This is a genomic window from Enterococcus sp. (assembly GCF_032555305.1).
Taxonomy (GTDB): domain Bacteria; phylum Bacillota; class Bacilli; order Lactobacillales; family Enterococcaceae; genus Enterococcus_A.
Genome location: NZ_JAWGOQ010000013.1, coordinates 78,067 through 94,716 on the forward strand (window position 1 = coordinate 78,067; position 16,650 = coordinate 94,716).

Here is a 16,650-nt window from a genome sequence, read left to right on the forward strand (position 1 = left end):
TATGAATTACACCTGTCTTTTCCGATAGAAGTATAGTGCACCTGCCAGAATGACGATCACTAATCCAAGGTATGGCAAGATCTTCAATACTCGTTCACCAGTTTGCGGCAGACTACCTCCGCCTCCGCTGCTGTATGAAGAATCGTAATTCCCACCGCCATAAGACGTACCGATACCGGCATTATTAAAGGTATCGCCTTTTGTCTTAGGCAGTTCAGGATTGGTCTTCTTAATCGTCACTGTTTGTGCTTCATCGTTGATGTCTTCATGGGCACCAATCAGATTTCCTTTCGCATCAAATAGTTTTTCAAAGACTACTAGTGTTAAGTCATTCGACAATAGACTGCGACGGAAAGTAAAGGTCATTTCCACCGTTCCACTTCCTGAATCGCTTGCTACAAAGGTCGCTTGACTTTCGACTTCACGTCCCATGACAGTGAATGGTGCGTTGGCATCTTTCATCATTAGTTTTCCGCGAACCGTATAACTTTCGCCTGGAATCAGATTTTCGTAGAAAACAATATCCTTGATCACTACATCTTCATCACTATCACTGCTGACTTCCGCTGCTTGTGTCCTCACTTTTGGATAATGAACTGATTGTTCTTTGTCCTCAATATCCGTATGGGCCGCTACTTCTTTTTCTTCTTGGTACAAGGTCTCGAACACGACCACTGTTTTACCAGCTAAATCACCCTTCGTGATCTTGAATTCCAATTCGATCGTACCATCACGTTTTGTTGCCGTGAAGGTCTTCTCAGCATGAACTTCATTGCCATCACGTGTCACGAATGGTTTATTGGTCGCTTTGTCCATCAAGACCCCTTTGACTGTATACTCTTTGCCGATTTCTAAGTTCTTATAGCTGACTTCATCCACTACGGTCACATCTTCATCCGCAAATCCTTCATTGGTTCCTGTCTCTTTGTCTTTGGCTTTCGTTGAGACTTGCGGTTGCCGAACTGTTTGATCCTCATCTTCAATATCTTCATGCAAACCAACCAGCTTGCCTTCAGCATTGAACAATTTCTCAAAGACCACAAGTACGGTTTCTTCAGTCAAATGACTGCGATCAAATTGGAAGGTTACTTCCACCGTTCCACTGCCAGATTCAGCGGCAACAAAGGTCGCCTTACCTGTAACCTCGTCGTCACCCGCTTTAAACGGTTTCCCGGTTGCTTTGTCCATTAAGGTACCAGTCACGGTGTATTCCTTGCCAGGAACTAAGTTTTCATAAGAAACGATATCTTTGATAATCACTTCTTTATCGGTTGATCCAGTCGTTTCAGAAGCTTTCGTGCCGACTTTCGGATAAGTCACCGTCTGCGCCTCATCTTCAATGTCCGTGTGAACAGCCACTTCTTTTTCATCATGGTAAAGTTTTTCGAACACGACCACTGTCTTACCAGCTAGGTCGCCGCGTTTAATGTAAAATTCTAGATTGATCGTCCCATCAGATTGCTCTGCTTTGAAGGTTTTCTCCGCATGAACTTCGTCACCTTCTCGTGTCAAGAATGGTTTGCCGGTCGCTTTATCCATTAGTGTCCCCTTAACCGTGTAGTTCTTGCCCACGATCAAATGTTTGTAGGAAACTCTGTCTACGATCGTTACCCGTTCGTTGGCTAAGCCTTCGTTCATCTCAGTATCTTTATCAATGGCATCCGTCTTCACTTCTACCTCTGGCTTAACTTCCACCGTTTGATCTTTGTCTTCAATGTCTTCGTGAAGCCCAACGAGTTTGCCTTCAACGTTATACAATTTTTCGAAAACAACTAAATTCTTCGGATCTTCTAGTGCTTTGCGAGCAAACGTAAACTCTACCTCGACCGTACCTGAACCTTTTTTGTTCGCGGTGAAGGTAGCTTCACCAGTTATTTCCTTGTCATCGACCTTGAATGCCTCACCGGTTGCTTTGTCCATCAAGGTACCAGTCACCTTGTATTCCTTGCCTGGAATTAAATTGTCGTAAGAAACAATATCTTTCAAGATGACCGTGTCGCCATGGATGCTGGTTTCGGAAGCTTTGGTTCCGACTTCTGGATAATTCACGGATTGCTCTTTGTCGTTGATATCTGTATGGGAGCCTACTTCTTTGTCTTCCACATACAATGTTTCAAAGACAACCACTGTTTTACCTGCTAGATCACCTTTAGTAACAGTAAATGTTAACTCAATGGTACCATTTTGTTTTTCTGCGACAAAATCACGTTCCGCATGAACTTCTTTGCCATCTTTTGTCAAGAATGGTTTGCCAGTCGCCTTATCCATCAAGACTCCTTTGACGGTGTATTCTTGTCCGATATTCAAATTCTTGTAAGAAACCGTATCGATGATCTTCACTTCTTCTTTAGCAAGACCTTCATTCATCTCAGTTTCTTCATCTTTTGCGGTCGTTTTGATCTCGACCTCTGGCTTGACTTCCACCGTCTGGTCTTCGTCATCGATGTCTTCGTGTGTACCGACTAATTTTCCAGTTGAACCATACACACGTTCGAAGACAACCAATTCCTTGTTGTCCTTCAATGCTTTCCGATCAAAGGTAAACGTCACTTTGACCGTGCCATTCCCTGTACCAGATGCGTTAAAGGTTGCAGAACCAGTCACTTCCTTCTTATCGACTAAGAAAGCTTTGCCAGTTTCTTTATCCATCAAGACACCTTCGACTTTGTATTGTTTTCCAGGAATCAAGTTCTCATAGGAAACAATATCCTCGATAACTACCTTATCTCCGTGTATACTTGACTCAGCGGCTTTCGTACCGACATTAGGATAGTAAACGGTTTGGTCATCGTCTTCTATGTCAGTATGGGAGCCTACTTCTTTGTCTTTGTTATACAGTTTTTCAAAGACAACAATTGTCTTCCCTGCAAGATCGCCTTTAGTGATGGTGAATGTCAGCTCAATACTGCCGTTCGCTTTTTCTGCAGTGAATTTCTTCTCCGCATGAACTTCGTTGCCCTCCTTCGTTAAGAATGGTAAGCCCGTTTCTTTATCCATCAAGGTACCGTTAACCGTATATTCACGACCGATAATCAAATTCTTGTAAGTTACTTTATCAACAATCGTTACTTCATCCGTCGCATTTCCTTCGTTTGTACCCGTTTCGCCATCTTTGGCATTGGTTTCTAATTCAGGATAGTTGACGGTCTGATCTTCGTCATCGATTTCTTCATGAACAGCTACTTCTTTTTCGCCTTCATAAAGTTTTTCAAAGACAACAACCGTTTTTCCGCGCATATCCGTTTTCTTCACGATAAACTCTAAATCGATCGTGCCATTTTCTGTTTCCGCTTCAAAGGTTCTTTCTGCAGTAACTTTTTTGCCATCTGAACCGACGAATGCTTGTCCGGTCGACTTATCCATTAAGACACCTTTAACCGTGTATTCACGACCAACGACTAAATCTTTATAAGAAACAGTATCGATGATCGTAATTTCTTCTTTTGGTTGACTATTCCCGTCTACCGCATTTCCTTCATTGATGCCTGTATCTTTATCTTTCGCACTTGTTCCGATTTCGATTTTAGGTCGGACAATCACATTCTCCGTTTTTTCACCTTTTTTACCTGTATGAACTAAGTTGCCTTTGTCATCGTAGAGCTTTTCAACATAACCGTAAGAACCGATTTCTTTTGGTGTAAACGTTCCAGTTTTGTATTCACCAGAAGCACTCACCTTGATCTTTTCAGAAGTCCAAACGATATCTTTGTCCGTTGCGCTTTCCGCATTAGCAAAGTCGTTGACTTTATCCGAGAATTTGTACAGGTCAACAATCACGTAATACCCATCAGGTACTGTATTTTCTAGGATAATCGTATCGTAGATTGGTTCGCCTAGATAGATATCGTTGCTGGAAGCTTTCGTATGAATATTTAATTTTTCAACATTGAAGACTTCCCCAACATCACCATGTTTGCCCTCATAAAGTACTTTATCCGTTTTCGTATCAACAACTTTTGCTACCCAGCCATAAGTTCCCGGTTCTGAGATGCGTAAGTCTTCTAAGCCGTAGCCTTTCGCATTTGACTTGTACTCGCCATACTTCTTAATAGGCATGCCTTTAGAAGATTTCGCGATTTCTTTAGGATTTGAGTAATCAAAATCATTTACTTTGTCACTGTATTTGTACAAGGTAAAGGTGACTTCAGCATCATCGCTCTTCAATGCTTTATTGACATGCAATGTATCGTAAACAGGTTTGCCAATAAATGTGTGCTCTTCATTTACTTGTGTGTAATACTCTTCTTCCGATCCCTGCGGTACATGAACCGTTTCTGATGGAACACCATACTCTGTTTCGAATTTGGCTAAACGGCCTTCATCTGATCCGCCGGATACCACGATCGTGTACCAGCCCGCTTTATCAAATGGTTTAAACTCGGTCGTTCTCAATGTTCCTTGAAGTAATGGAGCTTTTACCGTATCAAATACTTCTGCATTCGCTGGTACACTGCCGCGAAGAGGTTTTGTTGGGCTGTAGTACATTGTGAAGGTCGCTTCGATAGCCTTGTCTTCACCTTTTCCGAATCCATCTGGCAAATTATAGTTACCATCCTTATCTGGATCACGATCTTTACCGACTAATTCAGGATTTTTAAGTCCCCATTTATCCGTGTCGCCTTTTCCGTCTGTAGGCAGACCCCATAATCCCGGAAGATCCAAGACAGTGATCGAATCATAAACCTGCGACTCTATTTCCGAAGTCGATTCAGAAACAGTCGTTTCAATATTCGGTGTCCACGGAACAACTACATATTCATCTGCACTACCGAAGTCAGAGTACCAAGGTTCGGTATAAGTTGTTTCAGCAATTTCTTCAACCCAGACATACCAACCTTTTTCAGTCACTTGAATCTCTGGGGTCGTTACGGTGCCATTTCCTTGAATCTTCGTCGTTACCGATCCAGCAACTTTTGCGTTAGCAGGAATCTGTGGACTTCCTCCTTCATGATTGTTCCCATTTTTAATAAAATCTGGTTTCGTTAGGAATGGTCCCAACAATTTACTGGTGATAGTAATTTCATGTCCACCTTTATTATCAGTGACAGTCAATTTATCGGCGACTTTTCCACCTTCAGGACTTAGTTGCGCCACAGTAGTTTCTGTTTTGACTTTTGGTTTCCATTTAGTGAGGGTTTGCTCATCTTGTTCATTGAATTTGCATTGGAAGCCATTGTAGAAGTGTTCTTTATTGGCCTGATCATTCAGATCCAGCTTCAATACCGGGTAATAGAAGCCTGCTTTAGTTGATTTCAGATGTGAATTCACTACATGTTCGCCAGTTTTAGTGATCGTCAGTTCATCTTTACCCAAATAACTGATGTCCCCTGGCAAACTGCCGACATCAATTTGAGTATTCCCATAATCTGTTTCGGAATAATACCAATCGACGACTAATTTTACCGGAACTTTATCATTCGTTCCTAAAATATCCGGCCACTTCATTTCCGAATCTTCTAATTGAATAGTTAGTGTGTCTGTTAATGTATCGCCAACATTCACACGACTTTTAGCTTTTGTTGTTCCAGTCAAAGAAAACTTTTCAACGACTTTGATTTTTTCGTTTGTGTCATTGAAGGATGCTTGAAAGCCTTCTTTAAGAAATTCTTTGCTGGTTCCTTGCTTATCAAGATCCATTTTCAGGACGGGATAATAGTAGCCTTGCTTATCGATTAGATTTTTTGAATTTAATTGATAAGTTCCAGGTCCAGTGATCGTCATCGTGTCTGTCGTGACTTTAGTGACTCCTCCTGGTAAATTGTTTACATTGTATTTGGTATTACCAAAATCTTGCGTTGAATAATACCAATCAACTTCTAGATTTACCGGAACGTTTTGTCCAGTGTTTGAATCAACGGCCCACTTGCCCTCTTTCAGTGAAATAGTCAATTCATCTGTTAAACGGTCACCTACTTCAAGTTCCGTTGGTGTTTTCGTTGTTCCGTTGATTGAGAATTTTTCTTGTTTGATTTCTAAATCATCACTGACTTTTAGCGCAGCCTGTAGTGGTACATATGCACCAACCATATTTTGACTGTTTGTCCAGTTATAGCGAATCAATTTTGTGCCTGGAAGATTGTTGATCGTTGCAGTCACAGAAAGTGGATTACCAGCAGGACCTTGCACTAACGTATAATTGTCTAGCTCCGTTGCTTTGTTAATGGTAATATTTCCAACTGAAGTCGATTCTCCGTTTTTCTTAAATTGCCCACCAGTCATTGTTAACTTGATATCTGAGCCATACCATTGGCTTACATCTGTTCCATTTGCTGATTTTATCACCAATTTTGCTGTTGCTGTTTTTGTGCCTGGAACCTGTGTCATTTTTACTGTTGCTGTATAGGGACCGGCATATTTTTGGGCATCCGCGTAGTGTTTTTCAAAGCTTTTTATCACGTTTTCTAATTGTGCATCACCCCTAAAAGCACTAACACTCTCATTAAACTTTTGAGCAGTAGCAGAACCAGCTCCGCCTGTCTCTAAATATTTGTGTACATAATATGAAACAGTTGCGTGATTAAGATGGCGATTACCAATACCACCATAATCCTTATTGACTAACTCGTTCATTAAATAAGCACCGATGGGATCAGTAATTGTCTCTTGAGTAGCCGGTCCAAAACCTACATCATTAACCATCTTCCCATTTTCAGTACAGAACATGAACTTAGCACCGTTTGGTTCCGAACCCCCCGTTGCGTAAGATACTGTCCGAAAACGATTTTTATGAGTTGAGCCTCCATACATATAACCATAAGCATTTACTCCGAAACCGGTTCCTTCACTTGCGGTGGAGCCCGCTTCTGCGATCAAAGATAAACCATTGATCCCCAATGATGACACGACCATAAAAAGAATTGCCGTAATTCGTGTCATTTTACCAAGAATCTTTCTAATTCTTGTCTTCATTTCCATTCACTCCCTTTCTTTTTCTCTCCTTTTTTGCCGGTAATACCACCTTTTTCTTCCCCGTTAAGCGTCACCTCCCCTAAGTTTTTACAAAGTGTCGCATGGTTGAACTGCCACGTTTTCTGTCATCACTACATCATTTTCAAAATAATCAAAAAAATCCCTATTTAGTCGATAGCCTTGCCCCCAAAGTGTTTGGATGGCCTCGTGTCCAAATTCCTGCTCCAGCTTTTCATTTATCTTGGAGACAACCTTGGATAAGCTTGCTAGCACAGAAGCGTTCGGCTCTTTTTCCCAAATTTGCCGGCTGATCTCTTCTCTTGAAACAGTTCGGTCCCCCGATTGGATCAAATAATAGACAATTTCCTTTTGTTTTAGCTTCAGATTCAAATCTGATAATTTTTGCTTAACGGTAAGCTGTTGGGCCTGTTCCTCTTTTTGATGCGCTAGGCGAGAAATCTCGACGATCAACAACAGTTCTCTCAGCCTTTCTAAATTTGAATCTACTGGGATTAATGCGTCAAAAACCGATTCCGAGCTCTCATCGCATCGTGCTTCAACGACCCGGCGAAATAGTTTGAACCGTCCCTTTGGCAATTGTTGAATCAACTCTTCAGTTTCTTTTTCAAACAGTGTTTCACTGAAGATGATCCCCTCAAATTGAGATAAAAACTGTGTGTTGCAGGTTCCCATTTTTAACAATGCTATTAAATTGCTTGAGCAATAAACCTCATTTCCCAGTTGCTTTAGCTGATTTTCAAAATTTTCTTCATACAAAGGAACCTTTGTTAAAACCAATAACTGCATTATTTTCTTCCTTTCTTTATGACGCCTTTTATTCAAATCATTTTTATTTTCATTTCAAATAAATTAAAAAAACCAAACAAATAACCCATAAATTTTAAATTATATTAACAAAATAATTATATTATATAGTTAATTTTAAATCAAATTATTATCCAAAAGTTACTTTTATCTATTATTTTCATTTTAAATTATTATTAATTAGTCTATCTAAAAACTAATAATGTAAAAAAAGCAACATGCGCTACAGCTATAAATTCTATACCTTAAAAAGAAATAACAGAAAAGCCGTAAACCTTAATCGTCTTTTCAACGAAATTTTTTTTGATTGAAGAAATTTTAATAATTAGTAGGAAGTGATATTTTTTACTACAAAGAATTTTTGACTGTAGAAAACAAAAAAAGGCATTCCCTTTCCGAGAATACCTTGGTTCTATATTTACTTAGCGGCAGCACCTTTTACTCCATATCCAGAATACGCACGATGTTTGCGACTGTTCGCTCCAAGTTGGCTTCTCCTGATTTGAGCGCTTCGTCTAATGAGCCGGACTTAGCTAAAATCCCAAAAATAGCCGTTATCCCTTCATCATAAAGTACCTCAACGTTTTCACCAATATGGCCAGCACAAGCAAAGACAGGCTTCTGATATTTTTTTGCAACCTTCGCCACACCATAAGGCGCTTTGCCGAATTTTGTTTGAAAATCCATCCCTCCTTCTCCGGTAAATACATAATCCGCTTGGGAAATCACTTCTTCTAGATGAGTCAGCTCGATTACTAACTCAACTCCTGATCGCATACTAGCACCAGCAAAAACCAAAAGTCCCGCTCCTAATCCCCCGGCTGCTCCAGCACCAGGCTGATCAGCAATGTTGATTGCTAACTCTTTTTTTATGACCTTCGCATAATGAACAAGATTTTTATCCAGCTCTTCAACCATCTCAGGTGTCGCACCCTTCTGTGGTCCAAAAACTACAGATGCGCCATTTGGTCCAGTCAAGGGATTGGTCACATCACTGGCGATGATGATTTCGGTATTTTTGATGCGGGGATCGATATTGGTGACATCAATTGTTGCCAATTTTGACAATGCTCCCCCGCCTACAGGAAGTTCATTATTTTCCTCATCCAACAATCGAACGCCCAATGCTTGGGCCATTCCTGCCCCGCCATCATTTGTTACACTGCCGCCGATGCCGATGATAATCCTCTCAGCTCCATGATCTAAAGCCGCCTTAATCATCTCCCCAGTGCCGTATGTTGAAGTAAGCAATGGATTACGCTGATTCTCAGTTAACAGCTCGATGCCGTTGGCTTTTGCCATCTCCATCACAGCCGTCTTTTTATCTGCTAATAAGCCGTAATAGGTCGTTATTTTTTCCGTTGGGATCGGTCCAGAGACGACTACTTCGATTCTTGTCCCATCACTACCATCGACCAACGCATCGACTGTCCCTTCGCCTCCATCTGCCATCGGGACATGGATCGCCTCCGCATCCGGCAGTACTTTGCGAATCCCCCGTTCCATCGCTTCGCAGGCTTTTTTGGCACTCATACTTTCTTTAAACGAATCCGGTGCTAACACAAACCTTTTCTTCCTCAAAATTTCCACCTCGTCATGAATTTATACTAATAGTATCTCTTAAACTAGCGAGCCTAATCAAGCTTCATAGAAAATTCTCAGGTATAAAATTCCCTTAATCATTAGGCAAAAAAATTGCTTTCGCTTTTTTGATCCGTATACTATTACTAAACTTAAAAAAGCAGGTGATCTTATGTATGTTGTCAAAGTCCTACATGGTTACATTGGTAAAGAAGGTCAGCGCACCCGTGAAAAAGACCCTGAGAAGCTTTGGTCATTCCAGAGCAAGCAAGAATGTGATCAGTTCGCCGCAAAGATCGGCGGTCGCAGTAAACATGTCTCAAAAATCCGAAAAGATTAGCATTGCGCATCCTAGCTAGGACGCGCATTTTTTTGCGTAGTATCCTCGCAATGCAAATCAGATACATAAACTAGCTCACCGGCTTCTTCAATAAGATAGGAAAAATTCAAACACTCCAGCAGCCTTATCGAAGCAGTATTTTCTGGCAGGACAGCAGCCTTTATACAAGTACCACCTTGTTCCCTCGCCCAGTCTATTACCCCAATCACAGCTTCTTTTCCAAAGCCCTGCTGCTGAAAGCGCGGGTGAACCGTATACCCGATCCAATAGATTTCTTGTTCACGTTTCAGATAGACATCCCCGATCAACTGGCCCGTTACTGTATCAGTGATGGCGTACTGTTTTCCAGCATCAAGAGAGTGATTCCCCAACAGTTCTCTCTCGTAGCTTTCTCTCGTCATACCTTTGAACCCCTGATAACGCATCCACTCTAGGTCGTTCCGGTACTCCATAAATGTATCGATGTCATTTAGCTTAAAATCGCGAATCGTAGTTCGTCTAGTTTGGATTTTAAATTTCATAATGAATGACTCCTTCATAAAAGAAAAATTTCCCACAGCTTTGATAAAATCGAATAAATCTTTGTCGCTATTTTCTACTATTCAAAATGATTTCGCAATTGACTAGCTTGAGCAAATCAATTTTGATTCACACACATCCATAGTATGGTAGAGATAGAATGAATTGAAGGAGGACACATGTATGCCTTGGAATATGAATGATTACCCAGCCTCAATGAAAAACCTGGATCCACTGATTCGGAAAAAAGCCATTGATATCGGCAACGCTCTATTAAACGATGACTATCCAGATGAACGAGCGATCCCGATCGCTATCAGTCAAGCTGAGAAATGGTACGATGACGCTTCTGCCGAAGAAAAGAAGGACTTTCAGAAAGCGAAAGCACCTCAAAAAAATGATTCTCATGAACACGACAAGAACGCTAAAAAACTGATGAACGCGGATGTTGAAGTCAAATATCAAGAGGATCAATGGATCGTCATTTCTGAAAAAGCCAGCCAAGCAAGCGACACTTTCGACAAAAAGAAGCAGGCGGTAGAACGAGGGAAAGAAATCGCCAAGAATAAAAACTCCACGGTGAAAATTTATAAACAGGATGGAAAATTGCAGGATACTTTTAATTATTCTGAATAATGAAGAAAGATGGTAAGAAGAAGCAGTGTGCGACTTCTTACCATCTTTTTTTGCTGATTAATCGTTCTTTGCAAACGCTTCAAAATTATTAACTATACTCTCTTTTGCTTTTCTTGTAAAATCGCAATTTTACCCGTAACTCCTCAATTTGACCTGTTTTCGGTCAAAAACACCCTTTTTCACCCTGAAAAGAGTCAAATTGTGGGGGGATTGGGTTAAATTACGATTCACATGTTTTAAAAAAAATCCTTTATCTTTTACTCAACGGCCGAAACTAAAAATAGATTCCAGATGAACGGTTCAGGAATGAAAGATAATTTTTAAATTTACCACTTTTTAGTTTCCTAAGTCAAAGAGCAAATTCGAGTGCTCCCCCCAAAAATTCGAGAAATCAAAACGGTCTTTCAACATTTCAAGGACCTAAACACTCGAATTTGGGGAAAATAATCGAAATTGCGGTTCGCACTCTTTTTGGAAATTGATTATCCTTTAGTCATCGGCCGGGACTAAAACTCAAAATGAAAGGCAACAAGCTTTGCTGCAAAGACGGATCCACTATCTAAAAGCACGCGTTATAGCGAAACTATCATTTTTTGAAACACTCATTGTTGAGGAGCGGCAGTAGCGCTGCTGCCCTCCTCAACTTAGCAAAAGAAGGGATGAAAATTATGTATGTACAACCACTATCGTTCAGACAGCTATTCAATCTAAAACCAAAAACACTCGAACGCAGAATCACGAATTTCTATGATGAAACCCAAAACAGCAATATCACGATTCAATACATCCTAGCAATCAAGGCACGTAATCAGCTGGGAGCGGCGGAGTTTAAGCATTTTCTAAAGGATCTTGTCCGCGACCTGTTCATGAATACCAAAGCAACTCGCTCCATGAAGCGCCTCTTTCATTATTTTGAAGACTACTTCATGGCTCCTGAATGGAAAACGTTGAGTTCAAAAGTTTTTCCAAAAAGAAGCTTCGGTGAAACAATCATGTCAACCGTCCGTTCCCTACTTTCATTTGGCCATCCCGAAGAAACGAATGAACCTTGAAAAAACTGAATGTTAACGAATAATCTACGCAAAATATTAATCAAAGAAAGGACACAGAGCTATGACCCAGGATTTAATTACTACATTTGGTAAAAGTGATGGCGGGACACATGACTGGAAATATAAAGGGCTCGACCCTAAGCTGTCCGCACCAGAGATCAAAGAAGCTTGCGAACTACTAACGAACCTGGATATTTGTACAGAAAACGGCGTAAAACTATTTGATTCTGTAGTGACGGCAAAGGTCGTGATCTACAAGGAAACCTTGATATTTGATCCAGAGCATGAAACAAGAGACGTCAATTATTATGGCGAAAAGGTGGAAAAACCTGTCGAAGAACAACGCTGTGAAGCGGTTCAAAATATTGAAGTAGCAGAGGAGCAGGTAGAATCAGATACGATGATTCCAAGCAAAGAAAAACAAACAAAATTGACACCTTTTCTGCCTTTAGCAAATGACTCATTTAAGCGACCACATGGATACCAATTTTTTAAACTTACAACTATGCCAAATATGAACGCATTCATGAAACCGAAAAAAGAAGCTTTCCCACAAGTAAAAAGCGCCAACCAGCCAGAACAACTCATTGATATAGCTAAAAAATACCCTACTGATCCAGATCAGCCGCCGATTCAGCCTGAAAATAAAAAAACAGCCGAACACAACGGGCTGCTTCGTTGGATCAACAGAATAAGGAAACGCAATAAAGACGGGCCAGAAATCCCGCGACGAGAATAGATTTTCATAGTACTAATCGATCCTTCACAACTAAATAATAGAATGATAGGAAGAAGATAAATGAGATTGCTGGTTTCATTTGGACGTGGTCCGGACACGCTAAATGAGTCATCAGTGAAAAAAACTAAGCCCGAAAACTCCTTTGGTTTCACAATTTATTTCTACATGATGTCGTTATTCCCAGCTTCAAATGTGCGTAACAAAAAAATAGGAATCTCTATCAGGATAATCATACTCAATCGGTAAATCACTATGTTCTATTTGCTGGTAGCCATGCCTTTTGTAAAAACTATGGGCCCGTGTGCATTTGGCTGGTGTATCTAAAACGATGCAATCTATACCGTGCTGTTTCGCATGGGTAAGCAAACAATCATAAAGCTTTGAAGAGACACCCATCTCTCTTCCACGATAATCTGGATTTACGAAAAACTTCTTTAATATACCAAAGTGTTGATTCTTTTTCATTAGACCTAATGTCCCGACAATATCATCGGAAGAATTTATAGCTAACCAAAAGCCGCCACCCTTTTTCATATAATAGTTTTCAATATCATCCATATCAGGCTGCTCATGCAATGACAGATCAACTTTGTTATCAAAATTTTGCAGGTATAGGATCAGTGCGATTACTTGGTTTTTGTATTTATTTTCATAAGGTATGATTTTCATTTAGTTTCCTCCATCAGTTACGGGATTGACAGGTAATTCCGTGTAACTTATACTAACTCAAACATCCGATTCGATAAAGACGAAACATTTGAATTGATAATTCGTAAATACCGAACTATAAAGGAGTTCTTAATGGATACAAAACACTTAGTAACCTTTAAAACGATCCTAGAGCAGGGAAATTTCAAGAAGGCCGCCCAGAAACTGAATTACGCTCAATCAACCGTTACTTCACAAATACAACAGCTGGAGGAAGAACTATCTGTTCAACTTTTTGAAAAAGTTGGCCGTAGAATGAAATTGTCACAGGCAGGGAAAGATTTACTTCCTTCAATTGAATCCATCCTTAACTCAGCCGATTTTATGAAGAACTATCAGCATAACGGTAAGAGCTTAAGCAGCAGCCTACAAATCGCAGTCCCAGAAACGATCCTGACCTATCGCATTCAACCTTTTTTAGAAAAGTTTCGTGTGATGGCACCTGATGTTACCCTATCGCTGCAATATTTGAATTGCTATGAAATACGAGACAAAGTAGAAGATGGCTCTATTGAATTAGGAATCCATTATAATGTTGGAGGCTACAGTCAAAGTATCGTCTCTGAAGCATTGGGTGAGTTTCCCCTCGTCCTGATCGGAAATCCAAAAATCGATTTACAAGACTATGATTTTGAAAAGCCGAAGCAAAAAATCAACCTGTGCCTACTAACCGACGATAGACAAAGCGTTTACCAAAAAATACTCGACCAGCATTTGAATCAAAAGGAAATAAGCTTTAACGGCTTAATGGAAGTCGGCAGCATCGAGGCGTTAAAGCGCAGTGTGTTGAGTAATTTAGGAATCGCGTTTTTACCGCGCTTTACTGTGGAGGATGAATTAGACAAGGGGACTCTGAAGGAAATTCCCTTTGAAACAAGTACGCCTAGTTTGAAAGCCGTCCACATCCATCATAAAAATAAGTGGCTTTCGCCAGAGTTAAAATGCTTCCTGTCACTGATTGAGGATGGGATTTGAAAAGTCGAGAAATTCGAGAGTCCCTCTCGATGATTCAGACTGGGAAACCCAACATCAACGAACCTATCCAGCGTCGAAATCATATTCAGAATATATTGCAACGCGCCCATGTCAAAGAGGCAGGCTTTGTCACTGATATCTCAGGATTAAGCTGTTTGGAGTTGTTGCTTACTTTTCAATTTTTTTGAGAAAGCTTCAGCTGGGAATTGATTTTAATATGGAACACGTTCTTTCAAAGCTCTAATGGTACATCTAGCTCTCCAAACTCTTCTTGCGAAAATCAGTGACACTCATACCCGTCCAGATCGAAAAAGCCCTTAAGAAAGAATTCACTTCTAAGTATCCCAAAAGATAAGCAATTTCATCAGAAGACAACGACGTGTTCGTCAAGTAACTTTTAGCAAGCATTTCCCGAACGCTATTAATTTGTTTTTGAAAGCTTGTTTGTTCTTCTTTTAATTTTCGCTGTAACGTGCGTTTGCTAATACTCAATTTGCGAGCGACATCATCAATTGAACTTTCCCCAGCTGGTAATAAATCAACCAATGCGCTACGAACTTGAGCACCAAAAGATTCATCAACGTCTAGTTCAGATAAACGTCGATTTAATTCTGGGGTTAAATATTCCCGTAGCCCGACATTATCTGTTAAAAATGGCAGTTCTAAATCTTCTTCTTTAAAAACAATGCTATTCGTTTCTGAACTAATTGGTTCGACGCCCAGTTGCTCAAGATAAGACGGATCAAAATTGGTAAAAGTTGAGGTAATTCTCAATGGTTGAATCTTTTGTTCCGTTGCCTTAGATAGTAAATTAATCAGAAAGATAAACTCACTAGCAAGAAAAAATTTAGAATCAATCTGTAAATCATTTAGTGACCGTAATGTAACTGTTACCTCTTTGTTTTCTGACGAAATTTGATACAAAATCGGTCCAATCAATTGTTTGTAATGACTTAAGCGCTCAATACATTTAAGGCCATTCTCACTACAATATGCCGCTAGAATCGGTGCCGAAAAGGTTTCAATGCCATCATAGGTAGCAAGATTAATCAACGTTTGTTTGTCTGGCGCTTGACTGTCAATAGCATTCATTAACGCATAGTATTCTGGTTCATCAAGTCTAATCTGTTCACGAGTAAATAGATTTTCTGGTAACCTTGCTGCTCTTAATACCTTTCTAACATCAAAGTGATTCTGCATTAATAATTGGTTATACTGTCCGTTTACAATAAATTTTTTCATACTTTTTCATCCTTAACTTGGATTTGATTGTTGATTTGCAACAAAGCCCATAATTGCTTTCTTAGGCATTAGCGGCATCAAGCCGACAAATGGCCGTTGTACTGGAGAGAGTCCGGCAAATACATTTAGTTTTCCTGCTAACATAGCTTTGTAGCCAGCATTAGCTACAGCAACAGGGCTAGCACCGTTGGCAAACATTTTAGTTTCAGTTAAACCACCTGCCTGAGCAAATCCAGTATCAATTGCTCCCGGCATTAATGTAGTTATTGTCACACCTGTATCTTTCACTTCATAAGCAATGGCATTACTTAATGAAGTCACATAAGCTTTCGTCGCATAATATTCTGCTTGCAAAGGTCCTGGGATTAATGCAGCAGATGATGAAACATTGAGAATTTTTCCGGAGCCCTGTTTTACAAAATCAGGAATAAATAGCTTCATCAGTTTGGTTGGTACTAACATATTAACATTCATCATGGAAACATCCTGTTCCATTGTCCGCTCGATAAATGATCCTTGACCACCTAATCCAGCATTATTAATAAGATAATCAATTTGAATACCTAATTTTTTTACCTGTTCATAAATTTGTTCTGCCGCTGTTTCTTCTGAAAAATCAACAGCGATTGTTTCTGCCTTGATTAAATAGTCATTTTCGACTTTTCTTTTTAATTTGGCAAGCTTTTTAGCATTACGACCAACCAAAACTAAATTATTTCCATTTGCGGCAAATAGCTTTACAAACTCATTCCCTAATCCACCTGTTGCACCTGTAATTAACGCTGTATTTGTCATTTTAAATTCCTCCAATTTTCTTTTTGCTTAACTGATGAGGTAAGTATAGCGAGAATCCTTAAGAGGTTGAACATCAATGAACGCCAGATAAACATCAAATGACGCCTACTTGAAATAGTTGATTGTTTCACCTTTTCATCAATCAATTGAAAACAACGTAGCTACATTTCCTTTGGTACTTGTTCATTCACTCTCCTTGTGATGTAGCGATTTTCTTTTGTATCGAACATTGGTCTATCCTCCTTTAGACACAAAAATAGCCCAATCATCGATTAAGATAATTAGGCTTCATAATAATAATAATATATATTTCAAATTGAAGTTACTAA

At 39.8% G+C, this 16,650-nt stretch carries 12 protein-coding genes; 5 read left to right on the forward strand and 7 right to left on the reverse strand.

Annotation, left to right across the window (positions count from 1 at the left end; genetic code table 11):
- Nucleotides 1–6: 6 nt before the first annotated feature.
- From E6139_RS11260 to E6139_RS11270, 3 genes are all read right to left on the reverse strand, one after another.
- Nucleotides 7–6,909, reverse strand: a complete 6,903-nt coding sequence (locus E6139_RS11260) for a VaFE repeat-containing surface-anchored protein (RefSeq protein WP_316403170.1) — start codon at nucleotides 6,907–6,909, stop codon at nucleotides 7–9.
- 87 nt (nucleotides 6,910–6,996) lie between these two features.
- Complete coding sequence (locus tag E6139_RS11265; RefSeq protein ID WP_316403171.1) at nucleotides 6,997–7,716, reverse strand: helix-turn-helix domain-containing protein; 720 nt, start codon at nucleotides 7,714–7,716, stop codon at nucleotides 6,997–6,999.
- A gap of 456 nt (nucleotides 7,717–8,172) precedes the next feature.
- Nucleotides 8,173–9,315: a glycerate kinase gene (locus E6139_RS11270; RefSeq protein WP_316403172.1), complete on the reverse strand. Its 1,143-nt coding sequence runs from the start codon at nucleotides 9,313–9,315 to the stop codon at nucleotides 8,173–8,175.
- A 172-nt stretch (nucleotides 9,316–9,487) separates the two neighbouring features.
- On the opposite strand from E6139_RS11270, the gene E6139_RS11275 reads away from it, so the two are divergent.
- The gene (locus tag E6139_RS11275) at nucleotides 9,488–9,655 is read left to right on the forward strand and encodes a hypothetical protein (RefSeq protein ID WP_316403173.1); all 168 of its coding nucleotides are present in this window, start codon (nucleotides 9,488–9,490) and stop codon (nucleotides 9,653–9,655) included.
- 11 nt (nucleotides 9,656–9,666) lie between these two features.
- Here the strand turns inward: E6139_RS11275 and E6139_RS11280 are convergent, their stop codons facing one another.
- Entirely contained in the window at nucleotides 9,667–10,176 is a 510-nt protein-coding gene (locus tag E6139_RS11280) for a GNAT family N-acetyltransferase (protein ID WP_316403174.1), read from the reverse strand.
- 181 nt (nucleotides 10,177–10,357) lie between these two features.
- Here E6139_RS11280 and E6139_RS11285 point away from each other — a divergent pair, with 181 nt between their 5' ends.
- From E6139_RS11285 to E6139_RS11295, 3 genes are all read left to right on the forward strand, one after another.
- Nucleotides 10,358–10,810: a DUF2188 domain-containing protein gene (locus tag E6139_RS11285; protein WP_316403175.1), complete on the forward strand. Its 453-nt coding sequence runs from the start codon at nucleotides 10,358–10,360 to the stop codon at nucleotides 10,808–10,810.
- A 668-nt stretch (nucleotides 10,811–11,478) separates the two neighbouring features.
- Nucleotides 11,479–11,862: a hypothetical protein gene (locus E6139_RS11290; RefSeq protein ID WP_316403176.1), complete on the forward strand. Its 384-nt coding sequence runs from the start codon at nucleotides 11,479–11,481 to the stop codon at nucleotides 11,860–11,862.
- A 61-nt stretch (nucleotides 11,863–11,923) separates the two neighbouring features.
- Nucleotides 11,924–12,601, forward strand: coding sequence for a hypothetical protein (locus E6139_RS11295; protein WP_316403177.1), 678 nt, complete (start codon nucleotides 11,924–11,926; stop codon nucleotides 12,599–12,601).
- A 186-nt stretch (nucleotides 12,602–12,787) separates the two neighbouring features.
- Here E6139_RS11295 and E6139_RS11300 read toward each other — a convergent pair whose 3' ends face one another.
- Complete coding sequence (locus tag E6139_RS11300) at nucleotides 12,788–13,270, reverse strand: GNAT family N-acetyltransferase (RefSeq protein WP_316403178.1); 483 nt, start codon at nucleotides 13,268–13,270, stop codon at nucleotides 12,788–12,790.
- A 132-nt stretch (nucleotides 13,271–13,402) separates the two neighbouring features.
- Here E6139_RS11300 and E6139_RS11305 point away from each other — a divergent pair, with 132 nt between their 5' ends.
- A complete protein-coding gene (locus E6139_RS11305) occupies nucleotides 13,403–14,284 on the forward strand; it encodes a LysR family transcriptional regulator (protein WP_316403179.1) in 882 nt (293 codons plus the stop codon).
- Between the two features lie 252 nt (nucleotides 14,285–14,536).
- Here the strand turns inward: E6139_RS11305 and E6139_RS11310 are convergent, their stop codons facing one another.
- Together E6139_RS11310 and E6139_RS11315 are read right to left on the reverse strand one after the other, a co-directional pair.
- On the reverse strand, nucleotides 14,537–15,526 hold the full coding sequence (locus E6139_RS11310) for an AraC family transcriptional regulator (protein ID WP_316403180.1): 990 nt from the start codon (nucleotides 15,524–15,526) through the stop codon (nucleotides 14,537–14,539).
- A 12-nt stretch (nucleotides 15,527–15,538) separates the two neighbouring features.
- Complete coding sequence (locus E6139_RS11315; protein ID WP_316403181.1) at nucleotides 15,539–16,321, reverse strand: SDR family NAD(P)-dependent oxidoreductase; 783 nt, start codon at nucleotides 16,319–16,321, stop codon at nucleotides 15,539–15,541.
- Between the last annotated feature and the right edge of the window lie 329 nt (nucleotides 16,322–16,650).

Coding starts and splice junctions, on each gene's coding strand:
- E6139_RS11290 (WP_316403176.1), top strand. CDS start 11,479: ATGTATGTACAACCACTATCGTTCAGACAGCTATTCAATCTAAAACCA.
- E6139_RS11265 (WP_316403171.1), bottom strand. CDS start 7,716: ATGCAGTTATTGGTTTTAACAAAGGTTCCTTTGTATGAAGAAAATTTT.
- E6139_RS11295 (WP_316403177.1), top strand. CDS start 11,924: ATGACCCAGGATTTAATTACTACATTTGGTAAAAGTGATGGCGGGACA.
- E6139_RS11285 (WP_316403175.1), top strand. CDS start 10,358: ATGCCTTGGAATATGAATGATTACCCAGCCTCAATGAAAAACCTGGAT.
- E6139_RS11275 (WP_316403173.1), top strand. CDS start 9,488: ATGTATGTTGTCAAAGTCCTACATGGTTACATTGGTAAAGAAGGTCAG.
- E6139_RS11300 (WP_316403178.1), bottom strand. CDS start 13,270: ATGAAAATCATACCTTATGAAAATAAATACAAAAACCAAGTAATCGCA.
- E6139_RS11280 (WP_316403174.1), bottom strand. CDS start 10,176: ATGAAATTTAAAATCCAAACTAGACGAACTACGATTCGCGATTTTAAG.
- E6139_RS11310 (WP_316403180.1), bottom strand. CDS start 15,526: ATGAAAAAATTTATTGTAAACGGACAGTATAACCAATTATTAATGCAG.
- E6139_RS11315 (WP_316403181.1), bottom strand. CDS start 16,321: ATGACAAATACAGCGTTAATTACAGGTGCAACAGGTGGATTAGGGAAT.
- E6139_RS11260 (WP_316403170.1), bottom strand. CDS start 6,909: ATGAAGACAAGAATTAGAAAGATTCTTGGTAAAATGACACGAATTACG.
- E6139_RS11305 (WP_316403179.1), top strand. CDS start 13,403: ATGGATACAAAACACTTAGTAACCTTTAAAACGATCCTAGAGCAGGGA.